Genomic DNA, 24,807 nt, shown 5'->3' on the forward strand with positions numbered 1-24,807 from the left:
GGTGGGCTGTATGACGGAAGGTCGTCGAGCCTCGTGCCGCCCCTGCCTGGACGGCGGCACGAGTGCCCGCGACAGCGATGCTACTCGCTGGTAACCATCAATACTACTCGTCAGTAACCACTGACGCGGCGGTGCCCTTGTTCGGCCCCTGGCGGGTGAGTACCGTGACGTGGGAGGAGGCACGGTGACGCACGCGAGGCCCGCGTACCGGCCGGGGATGCGCCGGCGGATCGGCCATATCCGCGATCTCACCGCCCTCCTGCTGCGCACCGGCCTGCTCTTCGGCGGCGGCCCCCGCCGCCTCGTCCGGCAGCTCGGCACGCTGCGGCACTGGGGCACCACGCTCGGCGGGCTCGTCGCCGCGGCCGCCGCCCGCTCCCCGTCCCGGCCCGCGCTCATCGACGACGAGGGCGTGCTCACGTTCGCCGAACTCGACGAGCGCGCCGCCCGCCTCGCCGCCGCGCTGCCCCTCCAGGGCCCCCGCCCCCGCGTCGGCGTGCTGTGCCGCAACCACCGGGGCATGGCGCTGACGCTCGTCGCCTGCTCCCGGCGCGGCGCCGAGGTCGTGCTGCTCAACACCGGGTTCGGCGCCGGCCAGATCCGCGCCGTGCTCGGCGAGCTGCGCCCCGCCCTCATCGTCGCCGACGCCGAGTTCGCGCCGCTGCTCGGCAACGTCCCCATCGCGCTGCGCCGCACCGTGCTGTGGGCCGACCGCCGCCCCCCGGCCGGCATGCCGCTCGCCGCGCCCGTCCCGCTCGCCACGGCGCCGCCCCCGCCGCGTCCCGCCCCCGACCCCGCGCCGCGCCCCGCCGCCGGCACGGGCCCGAGCATCGGCGAGCTCATCGCCTCGGTGGACGCCGCCGACGCGGCGGCCGGGCCGCCGCAGATCCAGAGCCGCACCATCATGCTCAGCTCCGGCACCACAGGACGCCCCAAGGGCGCCCGCCGCCCGCCCCGGCCGGGCCTGTGGCCGCTCGCCTCGATGACGTCCCGGATCCCGCTGCGCGCCCGGCAGACGATGATCGTCGAGGCGCCGCTGTTCCACACCTGGGGCTACGCCGCGCTGCAGATGGCGTGGGCGCTGCGGGCGCCGGTCGTGCTGCACCGCCGCTTCGACCCCGAGCAGACGCTGCGCGCCATCACCGCGCACGGCGACGCCACCGTGTTCGCCGTCCCCGTCATGTGCCAGCGCATCCTGGAGCTCGCCCCGGAGGTCCGCGCCCGCTACGACACGTCCTCACTGCGGATCTTCGCCCTGAGCGGCGCCGCGCTGTCCGGCGACCTCGCCACCCGGTTCATGGACGCCTTCGGCGACCGGCTCTACAACGTCTACGGGTCCACCGAGGTGTCCTGGGTCTCCATCGCCACCCCGCGCGACCTGCGGCTCGACCCGCGCACCGCCGGGCGGCCGCCGCGCAACACCGCGCTCGCCATCCTCGGCGACGACGGCCGCCGGCTCGGCCGCTCCACCCGCGGCCAGATCTTCGCCGCCAACGAGCTGCTGTTCGAGGGGTACACCGGCGGCGAGCCGATGGAGGTCCGCGACGGCCTCCTCGCCACCGGCGACCTCGGCCACATCGACCACCGCGGGCTGCTGTTCGTGGACGGCCGCGGCGACGGGACGGTGGTGTCCGGCGGCGAGAACATCGTCCCCCACGACGTGGAGGAGGCGCTGCTCCGGCTCCCCGAGGTCCAGGAGGCCGCGGTGACCGGCGTCCCCGACGAGGCGTGGGGGCAGCGGCTCGCCGCCTACATCGTGCTCCGTCCCGGCGCCACGCTCGACGCCGCCGCCGTCCGCGACTACGTGCACGCCCAGGTCGCCCGGTACGCGGTGCCCCGCGACGTGCACTTCATCCCCGAGCTGCCGCGCAACGCCACCGGCAAGGTCGTGCACCGCTGGCTCAGCGCCCGGCCGGGGCGGCCGCTTCCGGAGGGGCATGTGGAATGGCCGCGGCCGCGGGCAGCCGGACGGTGACCGACAGCCCGCCGTCCGGGCGCGGCTCGGCCTCCACCGCGCCGCCGTGCGCGCGCACCACCGCCCGCACGATCGACAGGCCGAGGCCCGCGCCGTCCCGCGACCCCGTCCGGTCGGCGCGCAGCCGCCGGAACGGCTCGAAGATCGCCGCCACCTCGTAGGCCGGGACGGCCGGCCCCGTGTTCACGACCTGCAAGAACGCCGCGCCGCCCCGGGCGCCCGTGCGGACCCACACCCGGCCGTCCGGCACGTTGTACTTCACCGCGTTCTCCAGCAGGTTCACCGCGCACCGCTCCAGCAGGACCGGATCACCCGACACGGCCGCCGGGGCGAGCCTCGCCTCCACGTCCACCGCCGGGTCGCCGAGCTGGTCGAGCGCGCTGCGGACCACGTCCGGCAGCGGGCACTCCGTCCGGACGGCCGGCTCCCGCTCGGACTTGGCGAGCAGCAGCAGCCCCTCGATGAGCCGCTCGTGGCGGGCGGTGTTGCCGAGCAGCACCTCCGCGAGCGCCTTCGTCTCCGGCGGGTTCCTCCTGCTCGCCATCGCGACCTCCAGCACCGTCCGGTTGATCGTCAGCGGCGTCCGCAGCTCGTGCGAGGCGTTCGCGACGAACCGGCGCTGCGCGTCGAACGCGCGGTTCAGCCGGTCCAGCATCCGGTCGAAGGTGTCGGCCAGGTCCTTGATCTCGTCCTGCGGGCCGTCCAGCGCGATCCGCTCGTGCATGGTGCTCTCCGACAGCCGCCGCGCCGTCGCCGTGACCCGGTGCAGCGGGCGCAGCATCCGCCCGGCCACCACGTACCCGATCACCACCCCCAGGACGCCGAGCACCAGCATCGTGACCAGCGAGCTTTGCAGCAGCTGCTCCAGCACGTCCCGCTTCTGCTGCGCCAGCTGCCGGTCGGCATCCGCCTTCAGCCCCGCCAGCTGGCTCAGATCGCCGTCCAGCGCCACGGACCGCAGCCGCACGACCGTGTCCGCGTCCAGGTCGCCGCGCCCGGAGAACCGGTCGTCCATCGTCCGCACGGTCAGCAGGTAGGTCACCGCGACCAGCACCGCCGACGTCACCAGGAACAGCGACCCGTACACCAGCGTCAGCCGCGTCCGGACGCTCAGCCGCTTCACCGCGCCTCCAGCCGGTACCCGGCGCCGGTCACCGTCTCGATCACCGGCGGCTGCCCGAGCTTGCGGCGCAGCGTCGCCATCGTGACCCGGACGATGTTGCTGAACGGGTCGATGTTCTCGTCCCACGCCCGCTCCAGCAGCCGCTCGGCGCTCACCACCCCGCCCTCGGCGCGCATCAGCTCCTCCAGCACGGCGAACTCCTTCCTCGTCAGCCGCAGCTCCCGGCCGTCCCGCGCCACCCTGCGCCGGTGCGGGTCGAGCCGGATGCCCCGCCGCTCCAGCACCGGCGGCACCGGCGGCCCCGACCTGCGCGCCAGCGCCCGCACCCGCGCGACCAGCTCGCTGAACACGAACGGCTTCGGCAGGTAGTCGTCGGCGCCGAGCGTCAGCCCGTCCACCCGGTCGCCGACGTCGCCCGCCGCCGTCAGCATCAGGATCCGCCCGCGGCTGCGCCGCTCCACCAGCTCCCGGCACACGTCGTCGCCGTGCACCGTCGGCAGGTCCCGGTCGAGGACCACCACGTCGTACTCGGTGTAGGACGCGAGCTCCAGCGCGTCGTCGCCGTCGTACACGACGTCGACGGCCATGGCCTCCTCGCGCAGCCCCTCGGCGATGGCGTCCGCGAGCACCCGCTCGTCCTCGACGATCAGAACACGCATCCCCCGAGCATCCCGCCCGGGAGGTTAAACCCCGATAAGCGTCAGCGCCGCCAGCACGTGTACGTCACGGTGGCCGTGCCGCCCGGCGCGAACGAGACCGTCCCGCTGCCGCGCCCGCCGATGTAGCACAGCACCGTCGGCCGCACGGTCACCGCCACCGACGCGGACCGGCCCGCCCTGAGCGTCCCGCCACCGCCCGCGCTGACCCGCCCAGCCCTGTCCTGCACCGACGCAACCGACCACCGCACCGTGCCGCCCACCGCGGTCAGCCGGATGTAACAGCGCGCCGGCACCCCCGCCGCCCGCACCCCGCGACACCCCGAGTCGTCCACCGCCAACCGCCCCGGCCCGCTCGGCACCTTGCGCGTCCTCTTCGGCTCGGCGGCCTTCTTCGTGGGCTTCGGCTCGTCCTTCTCCTTGACCTCGTCCTCGGACGCCGGCGTGGGCGCCGCCGAAGGCGCGGGGGACTCGGGCGTGGTCATGGCCACCGGCGGCGCCGCAGAGGGCTTCGCCTCCGGTCCCGTGGAGTCGAATAGCGCGAGCATCCCACCGGTCAGCGCAACAGCAGCGGCAGCGCCCCCGATGATCACGAGCCCCCGCTTCCGCCTCGGCGCGCTCCGGCACCGGTCGCGCACCGCTTCGTACAGCCAGTCCCGAAAGGCCCCCGCGTCCGGCACATCGGTACCTCGCAGCCCGACCAGCGCCTCCCGGACGGCCTCCACCGCCCGCTCATGGTCGCCGAGCAACCCCTCCGCATACGTGACCAGCTCAGGCCCGTACACGTTGTAGACATGCCCGACGGCCCCCGGCCGCTGCGCCTGCAGCGCCTCGACAAGCCGGAAGTCCTCATTCAACGGCGGCGCACTGGACACGCCGGGATTATGACCGACCGACCACGATCCGTAGTGTGCACCAACCCCAAACTCCGCCCCCCGCCTTTATCACCCACCCGCGAATTCCCCACCCTCCGCTGGATGCGGCTAATGCGGGTTTAACCCCTTGGTGGGTCTTATGGCTTCTCGCTGGGGTGAAGGGCCCTGGCGGAGAGGACGTGATGGCGATTCGGGTTTGGGCCGCTGGGCTGGCGGTGCCGCTGGTTCTGGGGCCGGCGGCGTGCGGGAGTGACGACGGCGGCGGGGTGGCGACTGCCGGGGGTGCGGCGGCGAAGGCGTCCGTATCGGCGTCTGCGAGTGCGTCGCTGTCGCCGGAGGACGCGCGGCTGAAGTTCGCGCAGTGCATGCGGGAGAACGGGGTGGACGTCCCCGATCCGGGTGCGGCGGACGAGAAGGCGATGCGGTTCGGGAAGGGGAGCGACCGCAAGAAGCTGGAGGGCGCGCTGGAGAAGTGCCGGCAGTGGTTGCAGGCGGGCGGGAAGATGCCCGACCTCAAGGACCCCGAGGTGCGCGACCAGTTCGTCAAGCTCGCGCAGTGCATGCGCGAGCACGGGGTGAACATCCCGGACCCGGGGCCCGACGGGAAGATCGAGTTCCCGAAGGGGGACATCGACCCCGGTGCGCTGGAGAAGGCGCGGGACGCGTGCAAGGCCGACCTGCCGGGGGCCGGGCGGTGAGGCGCGCGGTCGCGGGCGGGGTCGCCGCCGCGGTGGTGGCCGGCGGCGGGGGCGCGCTGGCCTGGACGACGGGCGGGGGCGAGGCGCAGGGCGCGCCGGCGGCGCTGAGCACCACTGTCGTGACCAGGGGCGATCTCGTCGACACCGAGAAGGTGGACGGGAAGCTCACCTACGACGACGTGCGGGAGGTGTGGAGCGGGGTGTCCGGTGTGGTGACGTGGGCGCCGGAGCAGGGCGCGGCGGTCAGGCGGGGCGGGACGCTGCTGAAGGTGGCGGGCGAGCCGGTCACGCTGATGTACGGCGGCAGCCCCATGTACCGGACGCTGCGGAACGGCGTGTCGGGCAAGGACGTCCGGCGGCTCGAAGAGAACCTGCGGGCGCTCGGGTACGGCGGGATGACGGTGGACCGCGAGTTCACCGGCGCGACCGAGGCCGCGGTGAAGGAGTGGCAGGACGATCGCGGCCTGGACGTGACCGGCGCCGTCGGCCCTGAGCAGGTCGTCTTCCTGGACGGGGCCGTGCGGGTCCGGGACGTGAAGGCGCCCGAGGGCAAGCGCGTCGGGCAGGGGCAGCCGGTCCTGACGGTGGCCGGGACGAGGCGCGTCGTCCATGTCGATCTGGACGCCGACAAGCAGGACCTCGCCGAGGAGGGCGCCGCCGTCACGGTGGAGTTGCCCGGCGGAGAGACGGTCAAGGGGAAGATCACCAAGGTGAGCCGGGTCGCGCAGAGCAGCGGGACGGGGCAGGACAAGAAGACCACGGTCGGTGTCGACATCTCGATCGGCGGCGCCGGCACGGGACGGCTCGACGAGGCCCCGGTCGGCGTCGAGTTGGAGAGCGAGCGGCGCGAGGACGTCCTGACGGTGCCGGTCGAGGCGCTGCTGGCGCTGCGGGAGGGCGGCTTCGGCGTCGAGACCGCCGACCGGCGGCTCGTGCCCGTGCGGGTCGGTGCGTTCGGCGGCGGACGGGTCGAGATCAGCGGAGACGGTGTCCGCGCGGGCATGAAGGTCGGGGTGCCGGCCGAATGAGCACGGAGACGGGCGATCCCATCGTCGAGCTGACCGGGGTCACCAAGGAGTACGCGGGCGGCGTCGCGGCGCTGAAGGGCGTCGACCTGCGGATCGCGCCGGGGGAGCTGGTCGCGATCGCCGGGCCGTCCGGGTCGGGCAAGTCGACGCTGCTGCACATGGTCGGGACGCTGGACCGGCCGACCGGGGGACGGGTGCGGGTCGCCGGGCACGAGGTCGCGGGCCTCGGCGACCGGGAGCTGTCGGCGCTGCGGGCCCGGCACATCGGGTTCGTGTTCCAGCAGTTCCACCTGGCGGCGGGCGTGAGCGCGCTCGACAACGTCGCCGACGGGCTGCTGTACGGCGGCGCCGGGCCGGGGGAGCGGCGGGAGCGGGCGCGGGCCGCGCTCGGCCGCGTCGGGCTCGGGCACCGGACCGGGCACCGGCCGCACGAGCTGTCCGGCGGCGAGCAGCAGCGGGTCGCGGTGGCGCGGGCCGTCGCGGGCGAGCCGGACCTGCTGCTCGCCGACGAGCCCACCGGCAACCTCGACTCGGCGGCGGGCGCCGAGGTGCTCGCCCTGCTGGACGAGCTGCACCGGGCCGGCACCACCGTCGCGATCATCACCCATGACGCGGAGGTCGCGGCCGCCGCGCCGCGCCGGGTCCGGGTCCGGGACGGGCTGATCGTCGCGGACGAGCGGGCGACGGGGGCGGGGCGGTGAGGGCGGCGCTCGTGCCCGCGCGGCTCGGCCCCGGCGACGTGCTGCGCCTCGGCCTCGCCGGGCTGCGGGCCCGCCCGGCGCGGGCGGTGCTGTCCGCGCTCGGCATCGCGATCGGGATCGCGACGATGGTCGCGGTCATCGGGATCTCCTCGTCCGGCAAGGAGGACCTGCTGCGGCGGCTCGACCGGCTCGGCACCAACCTGCTCACCGCCAAGCCCGGCGACACCCTGTTCGGAGACAAGGCCCAGCTTCCCGAGTCGGCGCCGGAGATGGTGCGGCGGATCGGGCCGGTCACGGCGGTCGGCGCGACCGGGTCCGTGGACGCCACCGTCCGGCGGACCGACAAGATCCCGGCGGAGGTCACCCAGGGCATCGCGGTGCAGGCCGCGACGACCGGGCTGCTCGGCACGCTCGGCGCGGAGACCGCGAGCGGGACCTGGCTGAACGCCGGCACCGCCCGCTACCCCGGCGTCGTGCTCGGCGCGGAGGCGGGGCGCCGCCTCGGCATGGACCGGGCGGGCGGACGGGTGTGGATCGGCGGCCGCTGGTTCACCGTCCTCGGCGTGCTGCGGCCCGCCGAGCTGGCCCCCGAGATCGACCGCTCCGCCCTCGTCGGCTGGGACGCGGCCCGCCGCCACCTGGCCTTCGACGGGCACCCGACCACGGTGTACGAGCGGTCCACTGACGCGTCGGTGAACGACGTGCGGGCCGTGCTGGCCCGTACGGTCAACCCCGAGCGCCCCGAGGAGGTCCAGGTCAGCCGCCCCTCGGACGCGCTGGAGGCCAAGGCCGCGGCGACCGGCGCGTTCACCGGGCTGCTGCTCGGGCTCGGCGCGGTCGCGCTGCTGGTCGGCGGGGTCGGGGTCGCCAACACGATGGTGGTCTCGGTGCTGGAGCGGCGCCGCGAGATCGGGCTGCGCCGCTCCCTCGGCGCCACCCGCGGGCAGGTCCGCGTCCAGTTCCTCGCCGAGTCGCTGCTGCTGTCGGTGTCCGGCGGCGCGGCCGGGACGGTCCTCGGCGCGGCCGTGACCGCCGGGTTCGCGCTGTGGAAGGGGTGGCCGCCCGTCGTGCCGGCCTGGGCGCTCGGCGGGGCGCTCGCCGCGACGCTGGTGATCGGCACGGCCGCCGGGCTGTACCCGGCGGTGCGGGCCGCGCGGCTGCCGCCGACGGCCGCCCTCGCGTCGGTCTGACTCTGGCCACGCCGCGCCGGGCCGGTGCATGATTGGGGCATCGCCGTGTTCCGCCCCGGGGGAGGTGCCTCGCAGCCATGCCGGTGACACGTCCGCTCCGTGAGCGCTGCCGGGAGTTCCTCGGGATCGACGGCGAGATCCGCTACATCTTCCCCGCGATGGCCTACGGCGGCGGCGCCGGGTTCATCTTCGTCGTCACCGACGACCAGGTCGCCGTGGTCAGCACCGGCCCGCTCAGCCGCAGCACCCCGAGGACGGTCTGGGGCAGCTACCCGCGCGGCACCCGGATCGGGCCGGTGGAGACCGGCGCCGGCGCGTCGTTCGAGTTCGCCGGCGCCGTGTTCGAGGTGGACGACGAGTACGTGCCGGTCGTGAACGCGGCCGACGCCGAGATCTTCGACCGGGACAGCCTGCCCCGCGACCCGCTCCCCGACCTCTAGGACGTCGCCGGCTCGGTGGCCGCCGCGGGCGCCGGGCGCGGCGTCGACGGGTTGCGCAGGAACAGCGCCATCACCGGGACCAGGTACGCCGCCCACATGACCAGCTGCAGCCAGGTGATCTGCGGGGTGACGTTCAGGACGCCCTGGAACACCGTCTGCATCCAGTCGCCCGCGGTGCCGAACTTGGCGAAGAACAGGTGCGGCTCCAGCGCGACGGCGTTCAGGCCGGGGAAGACCTCGGCCTCCTGGAGGTCGTGGAAGCCGTAGCCGAACACGCCCGCGGCGACGACGATGAGCGCGGCGCCCGTCCAGGTGAAGAACCGCCGCAGGTTGATCTTCAGGCCGCCGCGGTAGAGCAGGTAGCCGAGCGCGATCGCGACGGCGAGGCCCAGCACCGCGCCGATGATCGGCTGGGTGGAGCCCTCGGAGGAGTTGGAGATGTTCGTCCACAGGAACAGGGCGGTCTCCAGGCCCTCGCGCCCCACGGCGAGGAACGCGACGGCGGCGAGCGCGAGCGGGCCGATGTCCAGCGCGCCCTCCAGCTTTCCTTCCAGCTCCGCCTTCATGAACCGGGCGGTCTTGCGCATCCAGAAGACCATCCAGGTGACGAGCCCCACCGCGACGATCGACAGGATGCCGCCGAACAGCTCCTGCGTCTTGAACTGCATCTCCGAGGACGCGGCGGTCAGCGCGATGCCGAAGGCGAACGCCAGCACGACGGCGGCGCCGATCCCCGCCCACACGGGGAGGAGGGCCCGGCGGTTGCCGGTCTTCACCAGATAGGCGATCAGGATGCTCACGACCAGTGCGGCCTCGAGCCCCTCGCGCAGTCCGATGAGGAAGTTGCCCAGTAGCATCGCCGCGCTCCTCCGGAAGGCCCAGGTCTTTTAGGCAAAGCTAACCTAAGCCAGTTTGCTCCCGCGCGCCCGCCCCCGGCAAGGGGCGCCGGTGAGGTCCTCCGGCGGCGCCGGCGGTCGGCCCGGTCAGGGCGCACGGGGTGCTGCAGGTCACGTGTCCTTGAGGAGATCGGCGATCTCGTCGCCGAGACCGGGCTTGGCCTCCAGGCCGAACCCGGGCGCCTCGCCGGGGTGGATCAGGCCGTCGGCGAGGCGGCAGTCAGGGCTGTAGCCGCCGAAGGGCTCGAAGACCCCGGGATACGCCTCGCAGCCGCCCAGCCCCAGCCCGGCCACGATGTGCAGGTTGATCAGGTGCCCGCCGTGCGGGAACGCCTGGGACCGGTCGACGCCGCGCGCCTCCATGGCCTCGATCATGCGGGCGTACTCGGTCAGCCCGTAGCCGAGGCCGGCGTCCATCTGGAAGACGTCGAGGCCGGGCCGCACTCCGCCGTAGGCGAGCAGGTTGCGCACGTCCTGGACGGAGAAGAGGTTCTCGCCGGTGGCGATGGCCCCCGGGTAGGACTCCGCCAGTTCCCGGTTCAGGGCGTAGTCGAGCGGGTCGCCCGCCTCCTCGTACCAGCGCAGGCCGTGACCGGACAGCGCCGCGGCGTAGGCCAGGGCCCGGTCCCGGTCGAAGCGCCCGTTGGCGTCGACGGCCACGCCGTCCCCGCCGCCGACCACCGCGATGGCGGTCTCCACCCGGGCCAGGTCGTCGGTGAGCGCCGCGCCGCCGATCTTGATCTTGACCGTGCGGTAGCCCTGGTCCACGTAGCCGGCGACCTCGTCGCGGAGCCGGTCCAGGGAGTCGTCGGGGTGGTAGTAGCCCCCCGCGGCGTAGACCGGCGTGCCGGTGAGCGCGGGCGGGCGGCCGAAGGCGCGGGCGATGGCGGCGTGCGCCGGCTCGTCGTGGTACTTGGCCAGCAGGTCCCACACCGCGAGTTCGAGGGCGCCGGCCGCCGCGGCGCGGTCGCCGTGGCCGCCGGGCTTCTCGTCCCGCAGGGCGCGGCGGAGCACGCGGGCCGGGGACAGCAGCCCGGTCGGCGGGTCCAGCAGGGTTTCGGGGGCGGCGGCCAGCAGCCGCGGGATCATCCGGTCGCGGAGGATCCCGCCCTGTGCGTGGCGCCCGATCGAGTTGAAGGCGACGCCGGTGAGCGGACGCCCGTTCCGGCGTACGTCGGTCCGCACGGCCACCAGGGAGACGGTGTGCGCGGCGAAGTTCACCACGGAGTTCCTGATGTCCCCGTGGAGGGGGACCGCGACCTCGCGGATGTCGGTGATGCGCATGACCCCAGCCTCTGATCCGGACCCGATCGAATTGTCTAGACTAATTGAGGCAATCCCTGCACGGCACTCGTGCGGGGACCGGCGGGGACCGGAGGACGGGTGAGGGCCGTGAGGCGTTACGAGGAGGTCGCCGAGGAGCTGGTCCGGCAGATCCAGTCGGGCCGCTGGGAGGTCGGCGGCCGGCTGGCGCCCGAGGTGGACCTCGCGGCCGAGTTCGACGTGAGCCGGGGCACGATGCGGGCGGCGCTCGACATCGTGGAGGAGTTGGGGCTGGTCTCCCGCCGGCCCCGGCGCGGTACCCGCGTCGAGCGGCTGAAGCCGCACTCGGTCTTCGCCCGGTCCCTGCAGTCGGTGGACGAGTTGACGCAGTACTCCGTGGAGACGGACCGCCGGGTGCTGTCGATCGCCGATGTGGTGGTCGACGAGGCCGACGCCCGGATCCTGGGCTGCCCGCCCGGGCAGCGCTGGACCAAGATCCGGATGCTGCGCATCGATCCCGCGGACGACGGCTGGCCGCTCTGCTGCACCGACGTGTACCTGGAGCCCGACATCGCCGAGGCCGTGGGCGACCAGGTGCTCGACCCCAAGCGGTTGATCTCCGACATGGTCGAGCAGGCGACCGGCCGCACCGTGCACACCATCGAGCAGCGGATGCGGGCGGCGACGGTCCCCGACGCCATGGTCGACCTGCTGCACACGACGGCCGGCTCGCCGGTGTTACGGATGACGCGGCGCTACCTGGACCGCGCCGGCACGCCCTTCGAGATCACCGTCTCGGTGCACCCCGCCGAGCGGTTCGAGTACGCCGTGGAGCTGGAGCGCGGCCGAGGCTGACGGGGCCGGGGCCTGGGGGAGGGCCGGCGGGGCGGCGGGAGGGGGCGAGCGGGAGGGAGCGAGCGGGTGGCCCGACTTAATTGTCCAGACCTTTCGCGGAAAAGTCTGGTGTCCAGAAACCGCTTCCGGTAGCGTGGCCGCGGATCACCTGATAGGAGGACACCATGGAGGCCAACCCCGAGTTCGAGCTCCAGGGGCTCTGTCACCTCGCGCTGGTCTGCGAGGACATGGAGCGCACCGTCGACTTCTACACCAACGTCCTCGGCATGAAGCTGAAGAAGACGATCGGGCTGCCCAACGGCGGGCAGCACTTCTTCTTCGATATGGGCGGTGACCAGTTCCTGGCCTTCTTCTGGTTCCCCGACGCGCCGAAGCGGGCCCCCGGCATCGCCTCCTCCGCGGTGCTGCCCGGCCTCGGGGACATCGCCACGGCCCACGCCTCGATGAACCACGTCGCGTTCAAGATCCCGCTCGACAAGTTCGACGAGTACAAGGCCAAGCTCGACGCCAAGGGCGTCGAGACCGGTCCCGTCCTCGAACACGACGACAGCCCGCGCGGTGTGGCGGAGACGTACCACGAGGGCGTCTACGTCCGTTCGATGTACTTCTTCGACCCCGACGGGGTGCTGCTGGAGTTCGCCGCCTGGACGCGCGAGCTGAACGACGGCGACGTCAACCTGGCGCCGATGACGGCCGCGGGCGTCCCGGCCGCGCAGGGGGCCTCCGCATGAGCGGCGCAGAGTCGATCCTGGAGTACGCCGAGCGGTTCTTCGCGCTGGTGGAGGCCGGCGACATCGAGGCCGTCTCCGCCCTGTACCACGACGACGTCACCGTCTGGCACAACTACGACGACGTCGACCAGTCCAAGGAGGAGAACCTCGCGACGCTGGGCGGCATCGCCGGCCGGTACGACAAGTTCGGCTATGCCCGGCCGCGGCACACCGCGCTTGAGGACGGCTTCCTCCGCCAGCACGTGATCGAGGTCGAGCGCAACGGACGGTCGGCCTCGATCCCGGCGATCCTGCGCGTGTACGTCGAGGACGGCAGGATCCGGCGGATCGAGGAGTACTTCGATCGCCGCGAACTCGAAGCCGTCCTCGCGGCCTGAGCGGCGGGGCCCACGCGAGGCCGCATGCGAGGTCCGGGGGGCGCACCCGGGGCCGGTTCGGGGTGACACCCGGGCCGGCGCCGGGGCGGGACGCCCGTGTCCGGGCCCGGCTGCCTGGCCTCGGGAGAAGCTCTGCGAAGCCCGGGAGGATCAGGAGAAGAAGCCGCGGGTCTGCTCGGCGAAGCGCAGCAGGTCCTCGGCCACGGCGACCTCGGTGAAGTCCTGCCCGCGGTGACTGGGCGCCGAGATGCTCACCGCGTAACGGGCGCCGGCATAGGTGCCGAGCGGCACGGCCACCGCGATGACCCCGTCCTCGCTTTCTTGCAGCCCGGTGGCGTAGCCCCGCTTGCGGATGCGCTCCAGTTCCTCCAGCAGCGCGGTCCGGGTGGACAGGGTGTGCGGGGTGAGCGGCTCCAGTTCCTCGCGCGGGTAGAGCGCGACCACGGCCTCGTCCGGCAGCAGCGACAGCAGTACCTTGCCGGAGGCCGAGGCGTGGGCCGGGAGGGTCTTGCCCATCCGGGAGCCGACCCGGACGGCGCGGCCGCTCTCCACGGCATCGACGAAGGACACCAGCGAGCCGTCGAGGCGCGCGAGGTGGACGGTCTCGCCGTAGTGCTCGGCGAGGCCGTCCAGCAGCGGGCGGACCTGTTCGCGGACGTCGATCTGCCGCAGCACCGAGAAGGCGATCTCGGTGAGCGCGGGACCCGGCTCGTAGGCCCGCGAGCTGTTCGACTGGCGGACGAACCCCCGGTACTGCAGCATGGCCAGCACCCGGTGGGCGGTGGACGAGGCGACCGAGAGGTACTCGCTCACCTCGGTGAGGCGCAGGCTCTTGCGCTCGCCCAGCAGCAGCAGGATGCGCAGCGCGTTGTCGACCGACTCGATCGGGTACTGCGGCTTGCGGGGCTGGGCCGGAGAGGGGTTGCTCACCCAGCGGACCTTATCCGGGGACGCGGTCATCGGTCCTTCCATCTCGGAGCTCGAACTTGAGTACTTTCCCCGAGGCGTTCCGGGGAAGCCGCTCGGCCACCTCGATGCCGGTAGGCAGCTTGTACGGGGCGAGCCGGCGCCGGGCGTGGTCACGCAGCTCCTCGAGCGACGGCGCCCGCCGTCCGGGGGCCGGCACGACCACCGCCACCGGAGTCTCCCCCCACTTTAGATGCGGCCGGCCCACCACCGCCACCTCGGCGACGTCCGGGTGGGCGGCGAGCACGTTCTCCACCTCGGCGCAGTAGATGTTCTCCCCGCCGCTGATGATCATGTCCTTGAGCCGGTCGACGACGTGGACGAACCCGTCGCCGTCGACCCGGACCAGGTCACCGGAATGGAACCAGCCCCCGGCGAAGGCCTCGGCGGTCGCCTCGGGCAGGTTCCAGTAGCCCGACATCAGGCCCGGCCCCCGGTAGACGATCTCGCCGACCTCGCCCGGCGGGACGTCGTTCATCTCGGTGTCGACCACGCGCGCCCACACGCCGGGCGCCGGGCGTCCCACCGAGCCCAGCTTCCGGCGGGCGTCCTTGCCCTCCAGCACGCAGGTGACCGGCGACATCTCGGTCTGACCGAAGAGGGCGAGCATGTCGGCGCCGTCGAAGACCTCGCCCATCTCCCGCAGCAGCGCGTCGGTGGCCGGGGCCGCCCCCCACGCGGCGACCCGCAGCCGCGACAGGTCGCGGGGCCGCCGGCGCTGCTCCGCCGCGAGGGCCTGCCACTGGGTCGGCACGAGGAAGGTGGAGGTGACCCGGTGCTCGGCCATCGCGTCGAGGTGCTCGCCGGCGTCGAAGGCCCCGGTGGGCATCACGACCACCGAGGCGCCGACGAGCAGGGCGGGCGCCAGGCCGCCGATCGCGCCGATGTGGAAGATCGGTGAGGCGCAGAGGTAGACCTCGTCGTACATCTCGAAGCGGAAGGCGACCAGGTTGGTCTGGCTCTGGGCGAGGAGGTTGCGGTGCGTGAGCACCGCGCCCTTGGGACGCCCGGTCGTGCCGGAGGTGTACATGATCAGCGCGGGGGCCGACTCGTCCACGGTGAGCGCCGCCAGTTCCTCGGCGGGCGAGCCCGCGACGGGGCCGTGGAGCAGGTCCGCGTAGGGCACGCCCGCCTGCGCGGAGGCGTCCACGACGCGGATGCCGTCGTCCTCGGCCGCGTCGGCGGCCAGCCGGTGGAAGGCCGCGTCGGTGATCACGAGGGAGGCGCCGCAGTCACGGAGGATGAAGGTCACCTCGGCGGCGGCCAGCCGGGGGTTCACCGGCACCCCGATCGCGCCGGCGGCACCGACCGCCAGGAGCGATTCGACGTACTCGGTCCCGTTGCCCATCACGAAGGCGACCCGGTCGCCGGCGCCGATGCCCAGCCGCGCGAGCCCGCGGCCGAGCCGCAGCACCCGGTCCGCGAGCCCGCGCCAGGTGTGGGAGACCGCACCGCACCGCAGCGCGGTGGCCTCGGGCCGGGCGTGGGCGTGCCGGGCCAGCTGGGCGACCCAGTGCTGGCCCCGGGCGCCGTGGACCGCCGCGGACGCCGTCATCGCGCGCTCCCGCCCCCGAAGCGCTCGGCGATCCAGCTGGCGATCGTGTCGGCGACCGCGTCCCGGGCGCCCGCGGGCTCCAGGAAGTAGTGGTCGCCGGGGTGGTCGCGCCGGGTCTTGTCCGCACCGGCCAGGGCGCCGGCGATCCGGTCGGCGTCGCTCGGGAAGACGCCGGTGTCCGCGGTCGGGTTGATGACCAGCGCCGGAACCGTGATCTTGGCCAGGTTGCCCTCGCCGCGGCACGGCGACTCGCTGAGGCTCCACATGTTGAGCCAGTTGCGCACGGTCGTCTCCCCGGCGATCCCGCGGTCGCCCCGGTTCGCGGCCTCGACGGGGCCGCGGTAGCAGCTGTTCGGCTTCCGGTCGGTGGGCTCCAGGGTCGGGTCGACCATCCGCGGGTCCGCCCAGGTGCGGGGCACGGTGAAGTGGCGGTCGTAGTAGCCGGCCTCGGTGAGCCTCGCCAGCTCCGCCTTCGCCCACGCGGTGATGCGGTGGTTGCGGTCGATCTGGGCCCGGCGGTAGCGCTCGACGAACTCGGCGCTGTACGGCGGGCCGTTCTCCGGGTTGAACAGGTCGAGCGAGGGATCGGTGGCCACCGGGTCGAACTCGTCGACCACCGCGGCGTCCATCCAGGAGGTGAGGACGTCGGGACGGCCCAGGTGCGCCGCCAGCGACACGTAGCCGTCCGCGGCGGGCAGGTCGCCCACGCCCGGGACGGGGTCGTGGTCGACCGGGGGCCGCAGGGCCGGGTCGACGGCCTGGGCCTGGTAGGCGGCCATCAGGGAGCCGCCGCCCGAGTTGCCCAGCAGGACGACCGAGTCGACCCCGGCCTCCTCGCGCAGCCAGCGCACGCCGACGCCGATGTCGACCAGTGCCTGGTCGAGCCGGAAGTTCCACTCGTAGCCGCGGAACCGGGTGTTCCACCCGAGGAAGCCGATGCCGCGCGCGGCCATCAGGTCGGCGAGGTAGTGCTCGGCGAAGTCGATCTGGTAGTGGGTGGCGATCATCGCCACCGCCGGCCGGCCGCCCTCCGGCGCGTGGTAGAGGCCCTGGCAGGGGTGTCCGCCGGCACCGGCCCGCGGGGCGCCGGCGGAGGGACGGGACACGAACGTGCGGGTGATCATCGGGCCGCCACCTCCAGCCGGCTCGCGGCCACGTGGGCGCGGAGCTTGCCGAACAGGATCCCGAGGCGCTCGGTGGCCACCGGGTCCTTGAGGTGCCCGGCCTCGTCGAAGCACTCGTGGGCGAAGGGCATGACCACCTCCGGTCCCGGCATCACCGGGGATTGGGAGAAGACGAACATGTTCCGCAGCTCGAACTGGCACCGGGCGGTGCCCAGCCGTCCCGGCGAGGTGCCGATCAGGGCGACCGGCTTGCCCTGCAGGACCGAGGCGCCCAGCGGGAGGGAGATCCAGTCGAAGGCGTTCTTCAGCACGCCCGGGACCCCGCCGTTGTACTCGGGGGTGGCGATCATCAACGCGTCCGCCGCGGCGACCTCGGCGCGCATCCGGATGACCTCCGGCGGCTCCTGGCCGACCAGGTCCTCGTTGAAGAGCGGGAGCCGCCCGACCAGTTCGCTGATGGTGACGGTGACCCCCTCCGGCGCCAGCCGCGCCGCCGACTCCAGCAGCATCCGGTTCCACGAGCCCCTGCGCAGACTGCCGACGATGCCATAGACGGTGATATCCGCCGTGCTCACAGTGCTCCTCCCAGGTAGGCGTCGATGACGGCCTCGTCGCGGACGACGTTGGCCGGGGTGTCGAGGGCGATGCGGCGCCCGAAGTCGAGCACGCAGACCCGGTCCGAGATGCCCATCACCATCGACATGTCGTGTTCGACCAGGAGCATGGTGATGCCCAGGTCGGAGTTGACCTCGCTCAGCGTCGCCGCCATCTCGGCCGTCTCCTCGTGGTTCATCCCGGCCACCGGTTCGTCGAGCAGCAGCAGCCGGGGCTCCATGCACAGCGAGCGCGCGAGCTCGACCCGCTTCTGCACGCCGTGCGGCAGCGGGCCGACCTGGTGCGGCAGCAGGTCGGCGAGTCCGAGGCGGTCGGCCACCTCGGTGACCTGCCGCAGCGCCGCGCGCTCCTCGCGGGCGCTGCGCCCCCACCGGACCATGCCGGCGAGGGCCCCGGAGCGCAGGTGCTGGTGCCGGGCCAGCAGCAGGCATTCCCGCACGGTCATGGCCGGGAAGACGTCGACGTTCTGGAACGTGCGGGCGATCCCGGCCTTGGCGATCCGGTGCGGGGCGGTGCCGAGCAGCTCCCGGCCGGCGAACCGGATGCTCCCCGACCCCGGGCGGTAGATGCCGGAGATGCAGTTGAACAGCGTGGACTTGCCGGCCCCGTTGGGGCCGATCACGGCGAAGAGCTCGCCCTCGTCGATGCTGAAGGTGACCCCGTCCAGCGCGCGGACGCCCGCGAACGACAGGGCGAGGTCCTCGATCTCGATCAGCGCGGTGCTCACGAGCCGGCTCCTTCCGGGGCGGTGGCGGCCGTGCCGGCGCCGAGGTAGGCGGCCGCGATGTCGGTGTCCTGCTCCAGCGCGGCCGGGGTGCCCTCCGCGTGGACCCGCCCGCTCTCCAGGAGGTAGGCGTAGTCGGAGATCGACAGGGCCATGCGCGCGTTCTGCTCGACCAGCAGGATCGAGGTGCCCTGCTCGTTGATGGACACGATGATGTCCCGGACCTGCTCGACGATCCGGGGCGCGAGGCCGAGGCTCGGCTCGTCCATGAGCAGCAGCTTCGGCCGCGACATCAGGGCCCGTGCGATCGCCAGCATCTGCTGCTCGCCCCCCGACAGGTAGCCCGCCTTGCGGTCCAGCAGGTCGCGCAGGCGCGGCAGCAGTGCGAGGACCTCGTCGCGGGCCGCGGTGAGCGCGGCACCGCGGTAGCGGCGGGCGTGCGCACCGGTGGCGAGGTTCTCGGCGACGCTGAGCCCCGGGAAGACCATCCTTCCCTCCAGGCACTGCGCGAGCCCGGCGCGGACGCGCCGCGACGCGCGGGAGCCGGTCATGTCCGTGCCGAAGAGCTCCACCCGGCCGCCGGTGAGGCGCCCGCGGTGCAGCCCGAGCAGGCCCGACACCGCCCGCATCGTGGTGCTCTTGCCCGCCCCGTTGGGGCCGAGCAGGCTGACGACCTGCCCCTGGGGCACCCGCAGGGTCAGCCCGGCCACGGCGTCCTCGGCCGCGCCGTACCCGGCGCCGAGGTCCGTGGTCCGCAGGGCCGGCGGCCCGTCGGACGCGTTCGGGGCGCTGCCGCTCATGATGTCCTCCGCCTTTCGTGTGCGCCGTCCGCCGCCGTGCGCAGGCGCCGCCATGTCCGGAGCGCGAGCGCCCGGATCCCGTTGGGCTCGAAGAGCAGGATCAGCACGATCACCAGGCCGTACAGGAACCCGGACAGGAGCGGTCCGGTGATGCCGCCGTCGGTGCTCGCGCTCTTGCGGACGAAGGGCAGGACCACCGAGGCCTGGTTCACGACCTCGGGCATCGCCCGCACGAAGAGGGCCCCCAGCAGGGCGCCGGAGACGGTGCCCATGCCGCCGATCACGATCATCGCGATGAAGTCGACCGAGAGCATCAGGTGCCACTGGCCGGGGGTGAAGTAGCCCATGTAGGACACCAGCAGCGCCCCGGAGACGCCGGCGAAGAACGAGGAGATGACGAAGGCGGTCGTCTTGGTCCGGGTCACCGGGACGCCCACCACCGCGGCCGCCACGTCCTTGTCCCGGACGGCCATGAAGGCGCGGCCGAGTCGCGAGTGCTTGAGGTTGTGGGTGAGGAGCATGACCAGCAGCAGGATGGCCAGCGCGAAGTACCACCAGGCCTGCAGGGCGTCGAGGATCATCCGGTCCCCGGCCATGACGCCCATGCTGAGGTCCTGGTCGCCGAAGAGGACCGGTGCCGCCGGACGCCCGTTCACCCCGCCGCTGAGGCTCGTCCACGTCTCCCACGCGTAGAGGCCGATGAAGACCAGCGCGAGGGTGGCGACGGCCAGGTACAGGCCGCGGATGCGGACGGCGACGGGCGCGACCAGGGCGCCCGCGGCGGCGGCCACGAGGCCCGACGCCGGCAGCCAGAGCCACCAGGGCAGGCCCTGGTCGGCACCGAGCCAGGCCGAGCTGTAGGCGCCGATGGCCATGAAGAAGGCGTGGCCCAGCGAGATCTGGCCGGCCAGCCCGGTGATCACCTGCATGCCGAGGGCGCCGATGCCGGCGATCAGGGTGAGGATGCCGATGCCGAGCCACAGTTCGGAGCGGACGACCAGCGGCAGTACGAGCAGGGCGGCGACCGTCAGGCCGACGCCGGCGCGTCCGCGGGTGAGGAGGCCGTGCGGGCGCGGCCGGGGGGCCGCGGCCGCGCGGGCGGCCGGCGGGCTGGTGCGGAGTGACACGGCTCAGACCCTTTCGATGCTGCGGCTGCCGAAGAGCCCGTAGGGCCGGATCAGCAGGACCAGGAGCATGAGGACGTAGGGCAGCACATCGTGCAGGCGCCCGCCGCCGATGTCGCTGAGGTAGCCGGAGCCGAGGACCTGGGTGAGGCCCACGACCAGGCCGCCGACGACGGCTCCGACCAGCGAGTCCATGCCCCCGATGACGATCGCCGGGATCGCGATGAGCGCGAGGTCGCCGAGGTCGGGGGAGACCACGCGGGGGAACGAGGCGAGGAAGGCCGCCGCGGTCACCGCGAGGAAGGCCGCCAGCGCCCAGGAGAGCGCGAACATCCGCCCCACGTCGATGCCCTGGGCCATCGCGGCCTCCTGGCTGCTCGCGGTCGCGCGCAGCGCCAGCCCGTAGCGCGTCCGCTGGAAGAACAGGGCGACGGCGACCAGGACGACGACCGAGACGGCCACGGTGGCCAGGGCGCTGTTGGGCAGCACGACCGAGCCCACCGAGGTGGTGCCGGCGCCGGTCGGCCCGACCGAGTCGTGGCTGCCGACGCCCCACACCATCAGGATCACGTTGTGCAGCATGGTCGAGATGCCGAGAGTGGCCAGCACCACGACGGTCACCGACCGTCCGATCAGGCCGCGGATCAGCAGCCGCTCGACCACCAGCGCGAGGCCGACGGTCAGCGCCACGGCGCCGGCGAAGGCCAGCATGTAGGGCAGCCGGGGCAGCAGGATCAGCACGGCGTAGGCGCCGATGGCCACGAACTGGCCGTGGGCGAAGTTGAAGGTGTGCGAGCCCTTGAACATGATCACGAACCCGAGCGCGATCAGCCCGTAGGCCAGGCCCAGGGCGACGCCCTGGAAACCGAGCTGGAGGAAGAGGGTCATCTGGAGGTCCTCGGTCGGGTGTGGGAGTGGAGCCCGGGGGCGGGGCCGGGGGACGGGCCCCGCCCCCGGGGCCGTCAGTTGCCCCTGGAGGCGCCCCAGGACTTCGCGGCCGGGGACTCGAAGAACGTCGCGACCGGCTCCTGGACGCCGTCCTTCCCGATCTTGTTGATGCGGGACTGGTGGCTCACGATCGAGTCGCCGTCGCCGAGGTTGATCGGAGGAAGGATGTCGTCGAAGGGGACCTCGAGGTCGACCATCGCCTTCTTGACGCCCTCGCGGGTGAGGTCCTTGGCCTCGCAGGCCTTGCGCAGCGCCGCCACGACCACGGTCCCGTTGATCCAGCCGCCGACCTCGAAGTTGTCCGGCTTGGCGTCGGGGGCGTAGGTCTCGCGGGCCTTGGTCAGCGCCTTGATGCCGGCGGTGTCGTCGTTGAGGGTGCCGTAGCCGCCGGAGACGTAGTAGTTGTCCAGCAGGCCCTTCAGCGGCTTGCCGAGGCTGGAGGACCAGGCGCCCGAGCTGGAGACGAAGGTCGGCTTGTAGCCGAACTGGGCCGACTGGCCGATGATGCCGGCGGTCTGGGCGGGGGTGACGCCCAGCATGACGATCTCGGCGCCGGCGCTCTTGAGGGCGTTGATCTGGGCCGTGAAGTCCTTGTCGGCGTTGGTGTAGGTCGGCTGGGCGACGACCTTCACGCCCGGCGTGGCCTTCGCCGCGTGGTTGAGGGCGTCGAGGTAGACCTTGCCGGTCTCGTCGGCCGACGTAACGAACCCGACCTTGACGGTCTTGGAGGCCGAGGCGCCGGCCTGCCCGGCGGCCCAGACCAGGCCGTTGATGAGCTCGACCTCGAAGGGCGGCATGGCGACGTAGACGTTGGGGAGGTCGAGGGTCTGGGTGTTGATGGACGCCGAGAGGGTGGGCATGTTGTCCCGCTCGATGCTGGTCCGGACGGCGTTCAGCCCGGCGGTGCCCACGAACTGGGCCACCATCAGGTTCTTCGGCGCCGCGGACCGGTACTGCTGCGTGGTGATCTGCGGGTCGTACTTGGTGTCGCGCTTGTCGACCACGACCTTGCGCCCGCAGATGCCGCCCTCCTCGCGGTTCACCTGGTCGATCTTCGCTTCGACACCGAGCGAGCCGGCGATGCCGCCCTGGGCGATGGGGCCGGAGAAGTCGCTGATCACGGTCACGCTGATCTCGTCGTCGGTGACCCCGGGGCCCATGGCGACGCCGTCGGCACCGGTCCCGGTCTTGCCGGAGCCCGAGCCGCCGCACGCGGCCAGGGTCAACAGGGGGGCGACCGCCAGCGCGGTCAGTGACCTCTTGAGCATGGGGCCTTCGTCTTTCTCGATCGGTGGATCCGCGCAGGTGACGCGGGTCACCAAACATTAGATCAGACTATAAAGAAATAGAAGAGAGAAGCTCTGCAAGTTGGAGAAGTGGAGGTGGCGGCGGTTCCGGCGCCGTCACGGGGGAGGGCGCCGGAGGTTCGCGTCAGGCCCGCCAGGTGAAGGTGATCCGGCGGTGCGCGAACCGCCACCCGGCCTCGGTGCGGACCAGCCGGTCGAGGTAGTCCCCCGCGGCGGCCGTCCGCCCGTCGGCGCCCCGCAGCACGAAGTAGGCCCGGCCCGTCGCGTGCTCGTCGCCGGCCAGGTCGATGAGCACGTTGTGGTTCTCGTGGCGCGGCGACTCCGCCGTACGGCCGGCGACCAGCCGGGCGAGTCCCTCGGCGCCGACGAAGGAGGGCCCGCCGATGATCTCGATGCCGCCGTCGGCGGTGAAGCAGCCGCGCAGGGACTCGAGGTCGGCACCGTCGATGGAGAAGGAGTAGCGCGCGTAGAGCTGGGTGATGTCGGTGACGTGGTGGGACAACGGGTCTCCTCTTCGGACGGTGCCGGACGCTTCGGGCGCTCGGGAAAGGGGCCGGCCGGGAAAGGGGTCGGCCGGGAAAGGGGTCGGCCGGGAAAGGGGTCGGCCGGGAAAAGCCGGTCGGAAAGGGGCCGGTCAGGAGCCGGACGGGCCGGGCAGCCGGGAGAGCTCGTGGCGCCAGGCGACGTCCAGGTTGAGGCTTCCGCCGAGGTCGGGGAGTTCGGCCCGGTCGGCCTCGTCGATGGCGCGGGGGCGCCCCCCGGCGGAGGCGACGAGCAGGCAGAGGTGCGCGATCTCGTCGATGGAGACGGCGCGGAGCACCGCCTCGGGGACCGAGTCGCCGGTGACCACCACGCCGTGCCCGCGCAGGAGGGCCGCTGCGCGGTCGCCGAGGTGATCGGCGACCTCGTCCCCCAGCGCGTCGGTGCTCACCAGCACCGAGCGGGGATACACCGGAACGCCCGCAGCCAGCAGGGCGGAGCCCGGAATGTCGTAGGCCCCCACGAGCGGCTCTAGGACCAGGCCGGCCAGGTCGGCGGCGACCGTGCGGCGAGGATGCGCGTGCACGACGCACCGGACGTCGGGGCGCCGGCGCAGGATCCGGGCATGGAGGGGGAGTTCGTGGGGGACGGTCCAGCCGTCGAGCTCGCCGGGCAGCCCGGGTCTCCCGTCGAGGGTCACCACGCGCACGTCCCGCGGTGTGGTGCGGGCCAGGCCCGACTCGTGCGGGCCGCGGCACCGCACCAGGATCCGCTCGTCGTCGAGGCGGAGGCTGATGTGGCCGAGGAACCCCGGCGAGAGGTCACGGGCCGCCAGCACGCGGCACCCCGACGCGAGCTGGTGCCGAAGCTCCTGGAGGTCGTCGTCATGGGCGTGCGGTGTCATCGGGCGGCCTCCTCGCGGGGCGCTGTCGTCTGGCGGGGCGCTGTCGTCTGGCGGGGCGCCGCCCTCCGGGCGGTCACCGCGTCGAGGACCGCCGTCACCGGAGCGCCGCTCGCGATGGCCCGGCGGGCGGTCAGGGAGGCGCGCGGCCACCCCAGCGACACCGCGCCGACCACGCGCTCGCCGCCCCACAGGGCGAGCAGCCGGTCCTCGTCCTCCACGATCCGGGGCTCGGCACCGGGGTCCACGGCACCGAGCACCTGGACGGTGCGGCCGTGCTGGTCGCTCCACACCATGGGCACCTCGCCGGGGGCCTGCGGGTTCCCGGGGTCGAGCAGGGTCGCCGCGATGCACCTGGCCTGCTCCTGGGCGGAGGTCCAGTGCTCGATCCGCCGGCCGGGGGCGCCGTCCGCCGTCGCCCAGCCGGCGACGTCGCCGGCCGCGAAGACGTGGTCGGCGCCCAGGGCGCGGCCGTACCGGTCGCAGGCGACGCCGTCCCCGAGGTGAAGGCCCGATCCGGCCAGCCACTCCACGTCGGTCTGCGCGCCGATCCCCACCAGTACGTCATCGGCGCGGAGCACCTCGCCGTCGTCGAGCCGGACCGCGAGCCCGTCCGGGCGATGGTCCACGGCCCGGACGCCCCTGCCCAGCCTCAGGTTCACCCCCGCCCGGCCGTGCCAGGAGAGGATCCGGTCGCCCACCGTCCGGCCGACGACCCGGGCGGGAGGGTTGGGCAGCGGGTCCACCAGCGTGACCCGGCAGCCCCGGGCGATCGCGGTGCCGGCGACCTCCGACCCGATGAAGCCGGCGCCGACCACCACGAGGTCGCCGCCGCGCGCCAGGGCGGCGTGCAGTGCCCGCGCGTCGGCGAGCGTCCGCAGCGTGTGCACACCGGGACCGGTCCAGGGCGACGGCCTCGCCCGCACCCCGGTCGCGATCACCAGCGCGCTGTAGCCGAGCCGGCGCCCGTCGGACAGGACGAGGCGGCGGGCGGCGGGATCCAGGCCGGTCGCCTCGGCGCCGAGCAGCAGCTCCAGGCCGAGCCGTTCCGCCTCCGGGCGGGTGAGCAGCCGGACGGGCTCCGCCGGCCGTCCCTTGGACAGGGGCGGCTTGTCGTAGGGCTCCTCCGCCTCCCGGTCGACCAGGCGGATGCGGCCGGTGAAACCGCGGGAGCGCAGCGTCCGGGCCAGGGTGACCCCCGCCACCGAAGCGCCGACGACCACCAGGCCGCCGGTCATGCTCCCTCGAGCCGCAGAGCCGCGGCGGGGCAGCTGCGGACCGCGTGGTCGACGCGCTCGCGGTCGGACTCGGGGACCTCGGCGGCCAGCAGCACGACGAGGCCGTCGTCATCGATGTCGAAGTAGTCGTCGGCCGCGATGACGCAGCTCGCGTAGCCTTGGCAGGCACCGGTGTTCACGGTCAGGGAGGGCACTTCGGACTCCTGGTTCTCGTGTG

General features: G+C 73.5%; 27 protein-coding genes. 9 read left to right on the forward strand and 18 right to left on the reverse strand.

All coding sequences use genetic code 11. From position 1 onward, the window contains the following. Positions 1-184 precede the first annotated feature (184 nt). Positions 185-1,975 carry an AMP-binding protein gene (locus ACGFI1_RS10700; protein ID WP_392784662.1) on the forward strand — a complete coding sequence of 597 codons (1,791 nt, stop codon included), beginning with the start codon at positions 185-187 and terminating at the stop codon, positions 1,973-1,975. Here ACGFI1_RS10700 and ACGFI1_RS10705 read toward each other — a convergent pair. The 3 genes from ACGFI1_RS10705 to ACGFI1_RS10715 are packed head-to-tail and all read right to left on the reverse strand — an operon-like array spanning position 1,902 to position 4,629. Beyond that, positions 1,902-3,098 (reverse strand): sensor histidine kinase, encoded by a 1,197-nt coding sequence (locus tag ACGFI1_RS10705; RefSeq protein WP_240807964.1) that lies wholly within the window; start codon positions 3,096-3,098, stop codon positions 1,902-1,904. The two genes, ACGFI1_RS10700 and ACGFI1_RS10705, sit on opposite strands and share 74 nt — an antisense overlap. After that, a complete protein-coding gene (locus ACGFI1_RS10710) occupies positions 3,095-3,757 on the reverse strand; it encodes a response regulator transcription factor (RefSeq protein ID WP_138638225.1) in 663 nt (220 codons plus the stop codon). The genes ACGFI1_RS10705 and ACGFI1_RS10710 overlap by 4 nt, the downstream gene beginning before the upstream one ends. A gap of 41 nt (positions 3,758-3,798) precedes the next feature. Next, the gene (locus tag ACGFI1_RS10715; protein ID WP_392784665.1) at positions 3,799-4,629 is read right to left on the reverse strand and encodes an RNA polymerase sigma factor; all 831 of its coding nucleotides are present in this window, start codon (positions 4,627-4,629) and stop codon (positions 3,799-3,801) included. Between the two features lie 182 nt (positions 4,630-4,811). Here ACGFI1_RS10715 and ACGFI1_RS10720 point away from each other — a divergent pair, with 182 nt between their 5' ends. From ACGFI1_RS10720 to ACGFI1_RS10740, 5 genes are all read left to right on the forward strand, one after another. After that, on the forward strand, positions 4,812-5,327 hold the full coding sequence (locus tag ACGFI1_RS10720) for a hypothetical protein (RefSeq protein WP_392784667.1): 516 nt from the start codon (positions 4,812-4,814) through the stop codon (positions 5,325-5,327). Then, positions 5,324-6,355: a peptidoglycan-binding protein gene (locus tag ACGFI1_RS10725; RefSeq protein WP_392784669.1), complete on the forward strand. Its 1,032-nt coding sequence runs from the start codon at positions 5,324-5,326 to the stop codon at positions 6,353-6,355. The genes ACGFI1_RS10720 and ACGFI1_RS10725 overlap by 4 nt, the downstream gene beginning before the upstream one ends. Beyond that, the gene (locus ACGFI1_RS10730) at positions 6,352-7,056 is read left to right on the forward strand and encodes an ABC transporter ATP-binding protein (protein ID WP_387077441.1); all 705 of its coding nucleotides are present in this window, start codon (positions 6,352-6,354) and stop codon (positions 7,054-7,056) included. Before ACGFI1_RS10725 ends, ACGFI1_RS10730 begins: the two co-directional genes overlap by 4 nt. After that, positions 7,053-8,246 (forward strand): ABC transporter permease, encoded by a 1,194-nt coding sequence (locus ACGFI1_RS10735; RefSeq protein WP_392743199.1) that lies wholly within the window; start codon positions 7,053-7,055, stop codon positions 8,244-8,246. Before ACGFI1_RS10730 ends, ACGFI1_RS10735 begins: the two co-directional genes overlap by 4 nt. Positions 8,247-8,323: 77 nt before the next feature. Next, a complete protein-coding gene (locus tag ACGFI1_RS10740) occupies positions 8,324-8,686 on the forward strand; it encodes a hypothetical protein (RefSeq protein WP_386871549.1) in 363 nt (120 codons plus the stop codon). On the opposite strand, the gene efeU is transcribed toward ACGFI1_RS10740, so the two are convergent. Further along, positions 8,683-9,543: an iron uptake transporter permease EfeU gene (efeU, locus tag ACGFI1_RS10745; RefSeq protein WP_386871551.1), complete on the reverse strand. Its 861-nt coding sequence runs from the start codon at positions 9,541-9,543 to the stop codon at positions 8,683-8,685. The two genes, ACGFI1_RS10740 and efeU, sit on opposite strands and share 4 nt — an antisense overlap. 150 nt (positions 9,544-9,693) lie before the next feature. Then, the gene (locus ACGFI1_RS10750; RefSeq protein ID WP_392784671.1) at positions 9,694-10,866 is read right to left on the reverse strand and encodes an enolase C-terminal domain-like protein; all 1,173 of its coding nucleotides are present in this window, start codon (positions 10,864-10,866) and stop codon (positions 9,694-9,696) included. Positions 10,867-10,974: 108 nt separating this feature from the next. Here ACGFI1_RS10750 and ACGFI1_RS10755 point away from each other — a divergent pair, with 108 nt between their 5' ends. From ACGFI1_RS10755 to ACGFI1_RS10765, 3 genes are all read left to right on the forward strand, one after another. Beyond that, entirely contained in the window at positions 10,975-11,700 is a 726-nt protein-coding gene (locus tag ACGFI1_RS10755; RefSeq protein ID WP_386871555.1) for a GntR family transcriptional regulator, read from the forward strand. 164 nt (positions 11,701-11,864) lie between these two features. Beyond that, entirely contained in the window at positions 11,865-12,431 is a 567-nt protein-coding gene (locus ACGFI1_RS10760; RefSeq protein ID WP_386871557.1) for a VOC family protein, read from the forward strand. Then, a complete protein-coding gene (locus ACGFI1_RS10765; protein WP_386871559.1) occupies positions 12,428-12,808 on the forward strand; it encodes a nuclear transport factor 2 family protein in 381 nt (126 codons plus the stop codon). The genes ACGFI1_RS10760 and ACGFI1_RS10765 overlap by 4 nt, the downstream gene beginning before the upstream one ends. A gap of 150 nt (positions 12,809-12,958) precedes the next feature. On the opposite strand, the gene ACGFI1_RS10770 is transcribed toward ACGFI1_RS10765, so the two are convergent. The 13 genes from ACGFI1_RS10770 to ACGFI1_RS10830 form a co-directional block, all read right to left on the reverse strand. Next, positions 12,959-13,738, reverse strand: a complete 780-nt coding sequence (locus ACGFI1_RS10770) for an IclR family transcriptional regulator (RefSeq protein WP_386871561.1) — start codon at positions 13,736-13,738, stop codon at positions 12,959-12,961. A 10-nt stretch (positions 13,739-13,748) separates the two neighbouring features. After that, entirely contained in the window at positions 13,749-15,329 is a 1,581-nt protein-coding gene (locus tag ACGFI1_RS10775) for a long-chain-fatty-acid--CoA ligase (protein ID WP_392784673.1), read from the reverse strand. Then, positions 15,326-16,453 carry an alpha/beta hydrolase gene (locus tag ACGFI1_RS10780; protein ID WP_392784675.1) on the reverse strand — a complete coding sequence of 376 codons (1,128 nt, stop codon included), beginning with the start codon at positions 16,451-16,453 and terminating at the stop codon, positions 15,326-15,328. The genes ACGFI1_RS10775 and ACGFI1_RS10780 overlap by 4 nt, the downstream gene beginning before the upstream one ends. Beyond that, positions 16,450-17,028 carry an NADPH-dependent FMN reductase gene (locus ACGFI1_RS10785; RefSeq protein WP_386871567.1) on the reverse strand — a complete coding sequence of 193 codons (579 nt, stop codon included), beginning with the start codon at positions 17,026-17,028 and terminating at the stop codon, positions 16,450-16,452. The genes ACGFI1_RS10780 and ACGFI1_RS10785 overlap by 4 nt, the downstream gene beginning before the upstream one ends. Next, on the reverse strand, positions 17,025-17,795 hold the full coding sequence (locus ACGFI1_RS10790) for an ABC transporter ATP-binding protein (RefSeq protein WP_386871569.1): 771 nt from the start codon (positions 17,793-17,795) through the stop codon (positions 17,025-17,027). The genes ACGFI1_RS10785 and ACGFI1_RS10790 overlap by 4 nt, the downstream gene beginning before the upstream one ends. Beyond that, positions 17,792-18,592, reverse strand: a complete 801-nt coding sequence (locus ACGFI1_RS10795) for an ABC transporter ATP-binding protein (RefSeq protein WP_386871571.1) — start codon at positions 18,590-18,592, stop codon at positions 17,792-17,794. The genes ACGFI1_RS10790 and ACGFI1_RS10795 overlap by 4 nt, the downstream gene beginning before the upstream one ends. Next, on the reverse strand, positions 18,589-19,719 hold the full coding sequence (locus ACGFI1_RS10800; RefSeq protein ID WP_386871573.1) for a branched-chain amino acid ABC transporter permease: 1,131 nt from the start codon (positions 19,717-19,719) through the stop codon (positions 18,589-18,591). Before ACGFI1_RS10800 ends, ACGFI1_RS10795 begins: the two co-directional genes overlap by 4 nt. A 3-nt stretch (positions 19,720-19,722) precedes the next feature. After that, entirely contained in the window at positions 19,723-20,604 is an 882-nt protein-coding gene (locus ACGFI1_RS10805) for a branched-chain amino acid ABC transporter permease (protein ID WP_386871575.1), read from the reverse strand. A gap of 74 nt (positions 20,605-20,678) precedes the next feature. Continuing rightward, positions 20,679-21,932: an ABC transporter substrate-binding protein gene (locus ACGFI1_RS10810; protein WP_386871577.1), complete on the reverse strand. Its 1,254-nt coding sequence runs from the start codon at positions 21,930-21,932 to the stop codon at positions 20,679-20,681. Between the two features lie 163 nt (positions 21,933-22,095). After that, the gene (locus ACGFI1_RS10815; RefSeq protein WP_392784677.1) at positions 22,096-22,473 is read right to left on the reverse strand and encodes a nuclear transport factor 2 family protein; all 378 of its coding nucleotides are present in this window, start codon (positions 22,471-22,473) and stop codon (positions 22,096-22,098) included. Positions 22,474-22,605: 132 nt separating this feature from the next. Further along, a complete protein-coding gene (locus tag ACGFI1_RS10820; RefSeq protein WP_386871581.1) occupies positions 22,606-23,355 on the reverse strand; it encodes a class II aldolase/adducin family protein in 750 nt (249 codons plus the stop codon). Continuing rightward, positions 23,352-24,590: an NAD(P)/FAD-dependent oxidoreductase gene (locus tag ACGFI1_RS10825; RefSeq protein WP_392784679.1), complete on the reverse strand. Its 1,239-nt coding sequence runs from the start codon at positions 24,588-24,590 to the stop codon at positions 23,352-23,354. The genes ACGFI1_RS10820 and ACGFI1_RS10825 overlap by 4 nt, the downstream gene beginning before the upstream one ends. Beyond that, positions 24,587-24,784 (reverse strand): ferredoxin, encoded by a 198-nt coding sequence (locus tag ACGFI1_RS10830; protein WP_386871585.1) that lies wholly within the window; start codon positions 24,782-24,784, stop codon positions 24,587-24,589. The genes ACGFI1_RS10825 and ACGFI1_RS10830 overlap by 4 nt, the downstream gene beginning before the upstream one ends. Positions 24,785-24,807 lie beyond the last annotated feature (23 nt).

Origin of the sequence: Actinomadura geliboluensis, assembly GCF_043197915.1 — a bacterium.
In the GTDB taxonomy this organism is placed as follows: domain Bacteria; phylum Actinomycetota; class Actinomycetes; order Streptosporangiales; family Streptosporangiaceae; genus Spirillospora; species Spirillospora geliboluensis.

Coding starts and splice junctions, on each gene's coding strand:
- ACGFI1_RS10730 (WP_387077441.1), top strand. CDS start 6,352: ATGAGCACGGAGACGGGCGATCCCATCGTCGAGCTGACCGGGGTCACC.
- ACGFI1_RS10720 (WP_392784667.1), top strand. CDS start 4,812: ATGGCGATTCGGGTTTGGGCCGCTGGGCTGGCGGTGCCGCTGGTTCTG.
- ACGFI1_RS10740 (WP_386871549.1), top strand. CDS start 8,324: ATGCCGGTGACACGTCCGCTCCGTGAGCGCTGCCGGGAGTTCCTCGGG.
- ACGFI1_RS10820 (WP_386871581.1), bottom strand. CDS start 23,355: ATGACACCGCACGCCCATGACGACGACCTCCAGGAGCTTCGGCACCAG.
- ACGFI1_RS10750 (WP_392784671.1), bottom strand. CDS start 10,866: ATGCGCATCACCGACATCCGCGAGGTCGCGGTCCCCCTCCACGGGGAC.
- ACGFI1_RS10810 (WP_386871577.1), bottom strand. CDS start 21,932: ATGCTCAAGAGGTCACTGACCGCGCTGGCGGTCGCCCCCCTGTTGACC.
- ACGFI1_RS10795 (WP_386871571.1), bottom strand. CDS start 18,592: ATGAGCGGCAGCGCCCCGAACGCGTCCGACGGGCCGCCGGCCCTGCGG.
- efeU (WP_386871551.1), bottom strand. CDS start 9,543: ATGCTACTGGGCAACTTCCTCATCGGACTGCGCGAGGGGCTCGAGGCC.
- ACGFI1_RS10775 (WP_392784673.1), bottom strand. CDS start 15,329: ATGACGGCGTCCGCGGCGGTCCACGGCGCCCGGGGCCAGCACTGGGTC.
- ACGFI1_RS10710 (WP_138638225.1), bottom strand. CDS start 3,757: ATGCGTGTTCTGATCGTCGAGGACGAGCGGGTGCTCGCGGACGCCATC.
- ACGFI1_RS10760 (WP_386871557.1), top strand. CDS start 11,865: ATGGAGGCCAACCCCGAGTTCGAGCTCCAGGGGCTCTGTCACCTCGCG.
- ACGFI1_RS10825 (WP_392784679.1), bottom strand. CDS start 24,590: ATGACCGGCGGCCTGGTGGTCGTCGGCGCTTCGGTGGCGGGGGTCACC.
- ACGFI1_RS10765 (WP_386871559.1), top strand. CDS start 12,428: ATGAGCGGCGCAGAGTCGATCCTGGAGTACGCCGAGCGGTTCTTCGCG.
- ACGFI1_RS10780 (WP_392784675.1), bottom strand. CDS start 16,453: ATGATCACCCGCACGTTCGTGTCCCGTCCCTCCGCCGGCGCCCCGCGG.
- ACGFI1_RS10805 (WP_386871575.1), bottom strand. CDS start 20,604: ATGACCCTCTTCCTCCAGCTCGGTTTCCAGGGCGTCGCCCTGGGCCTG.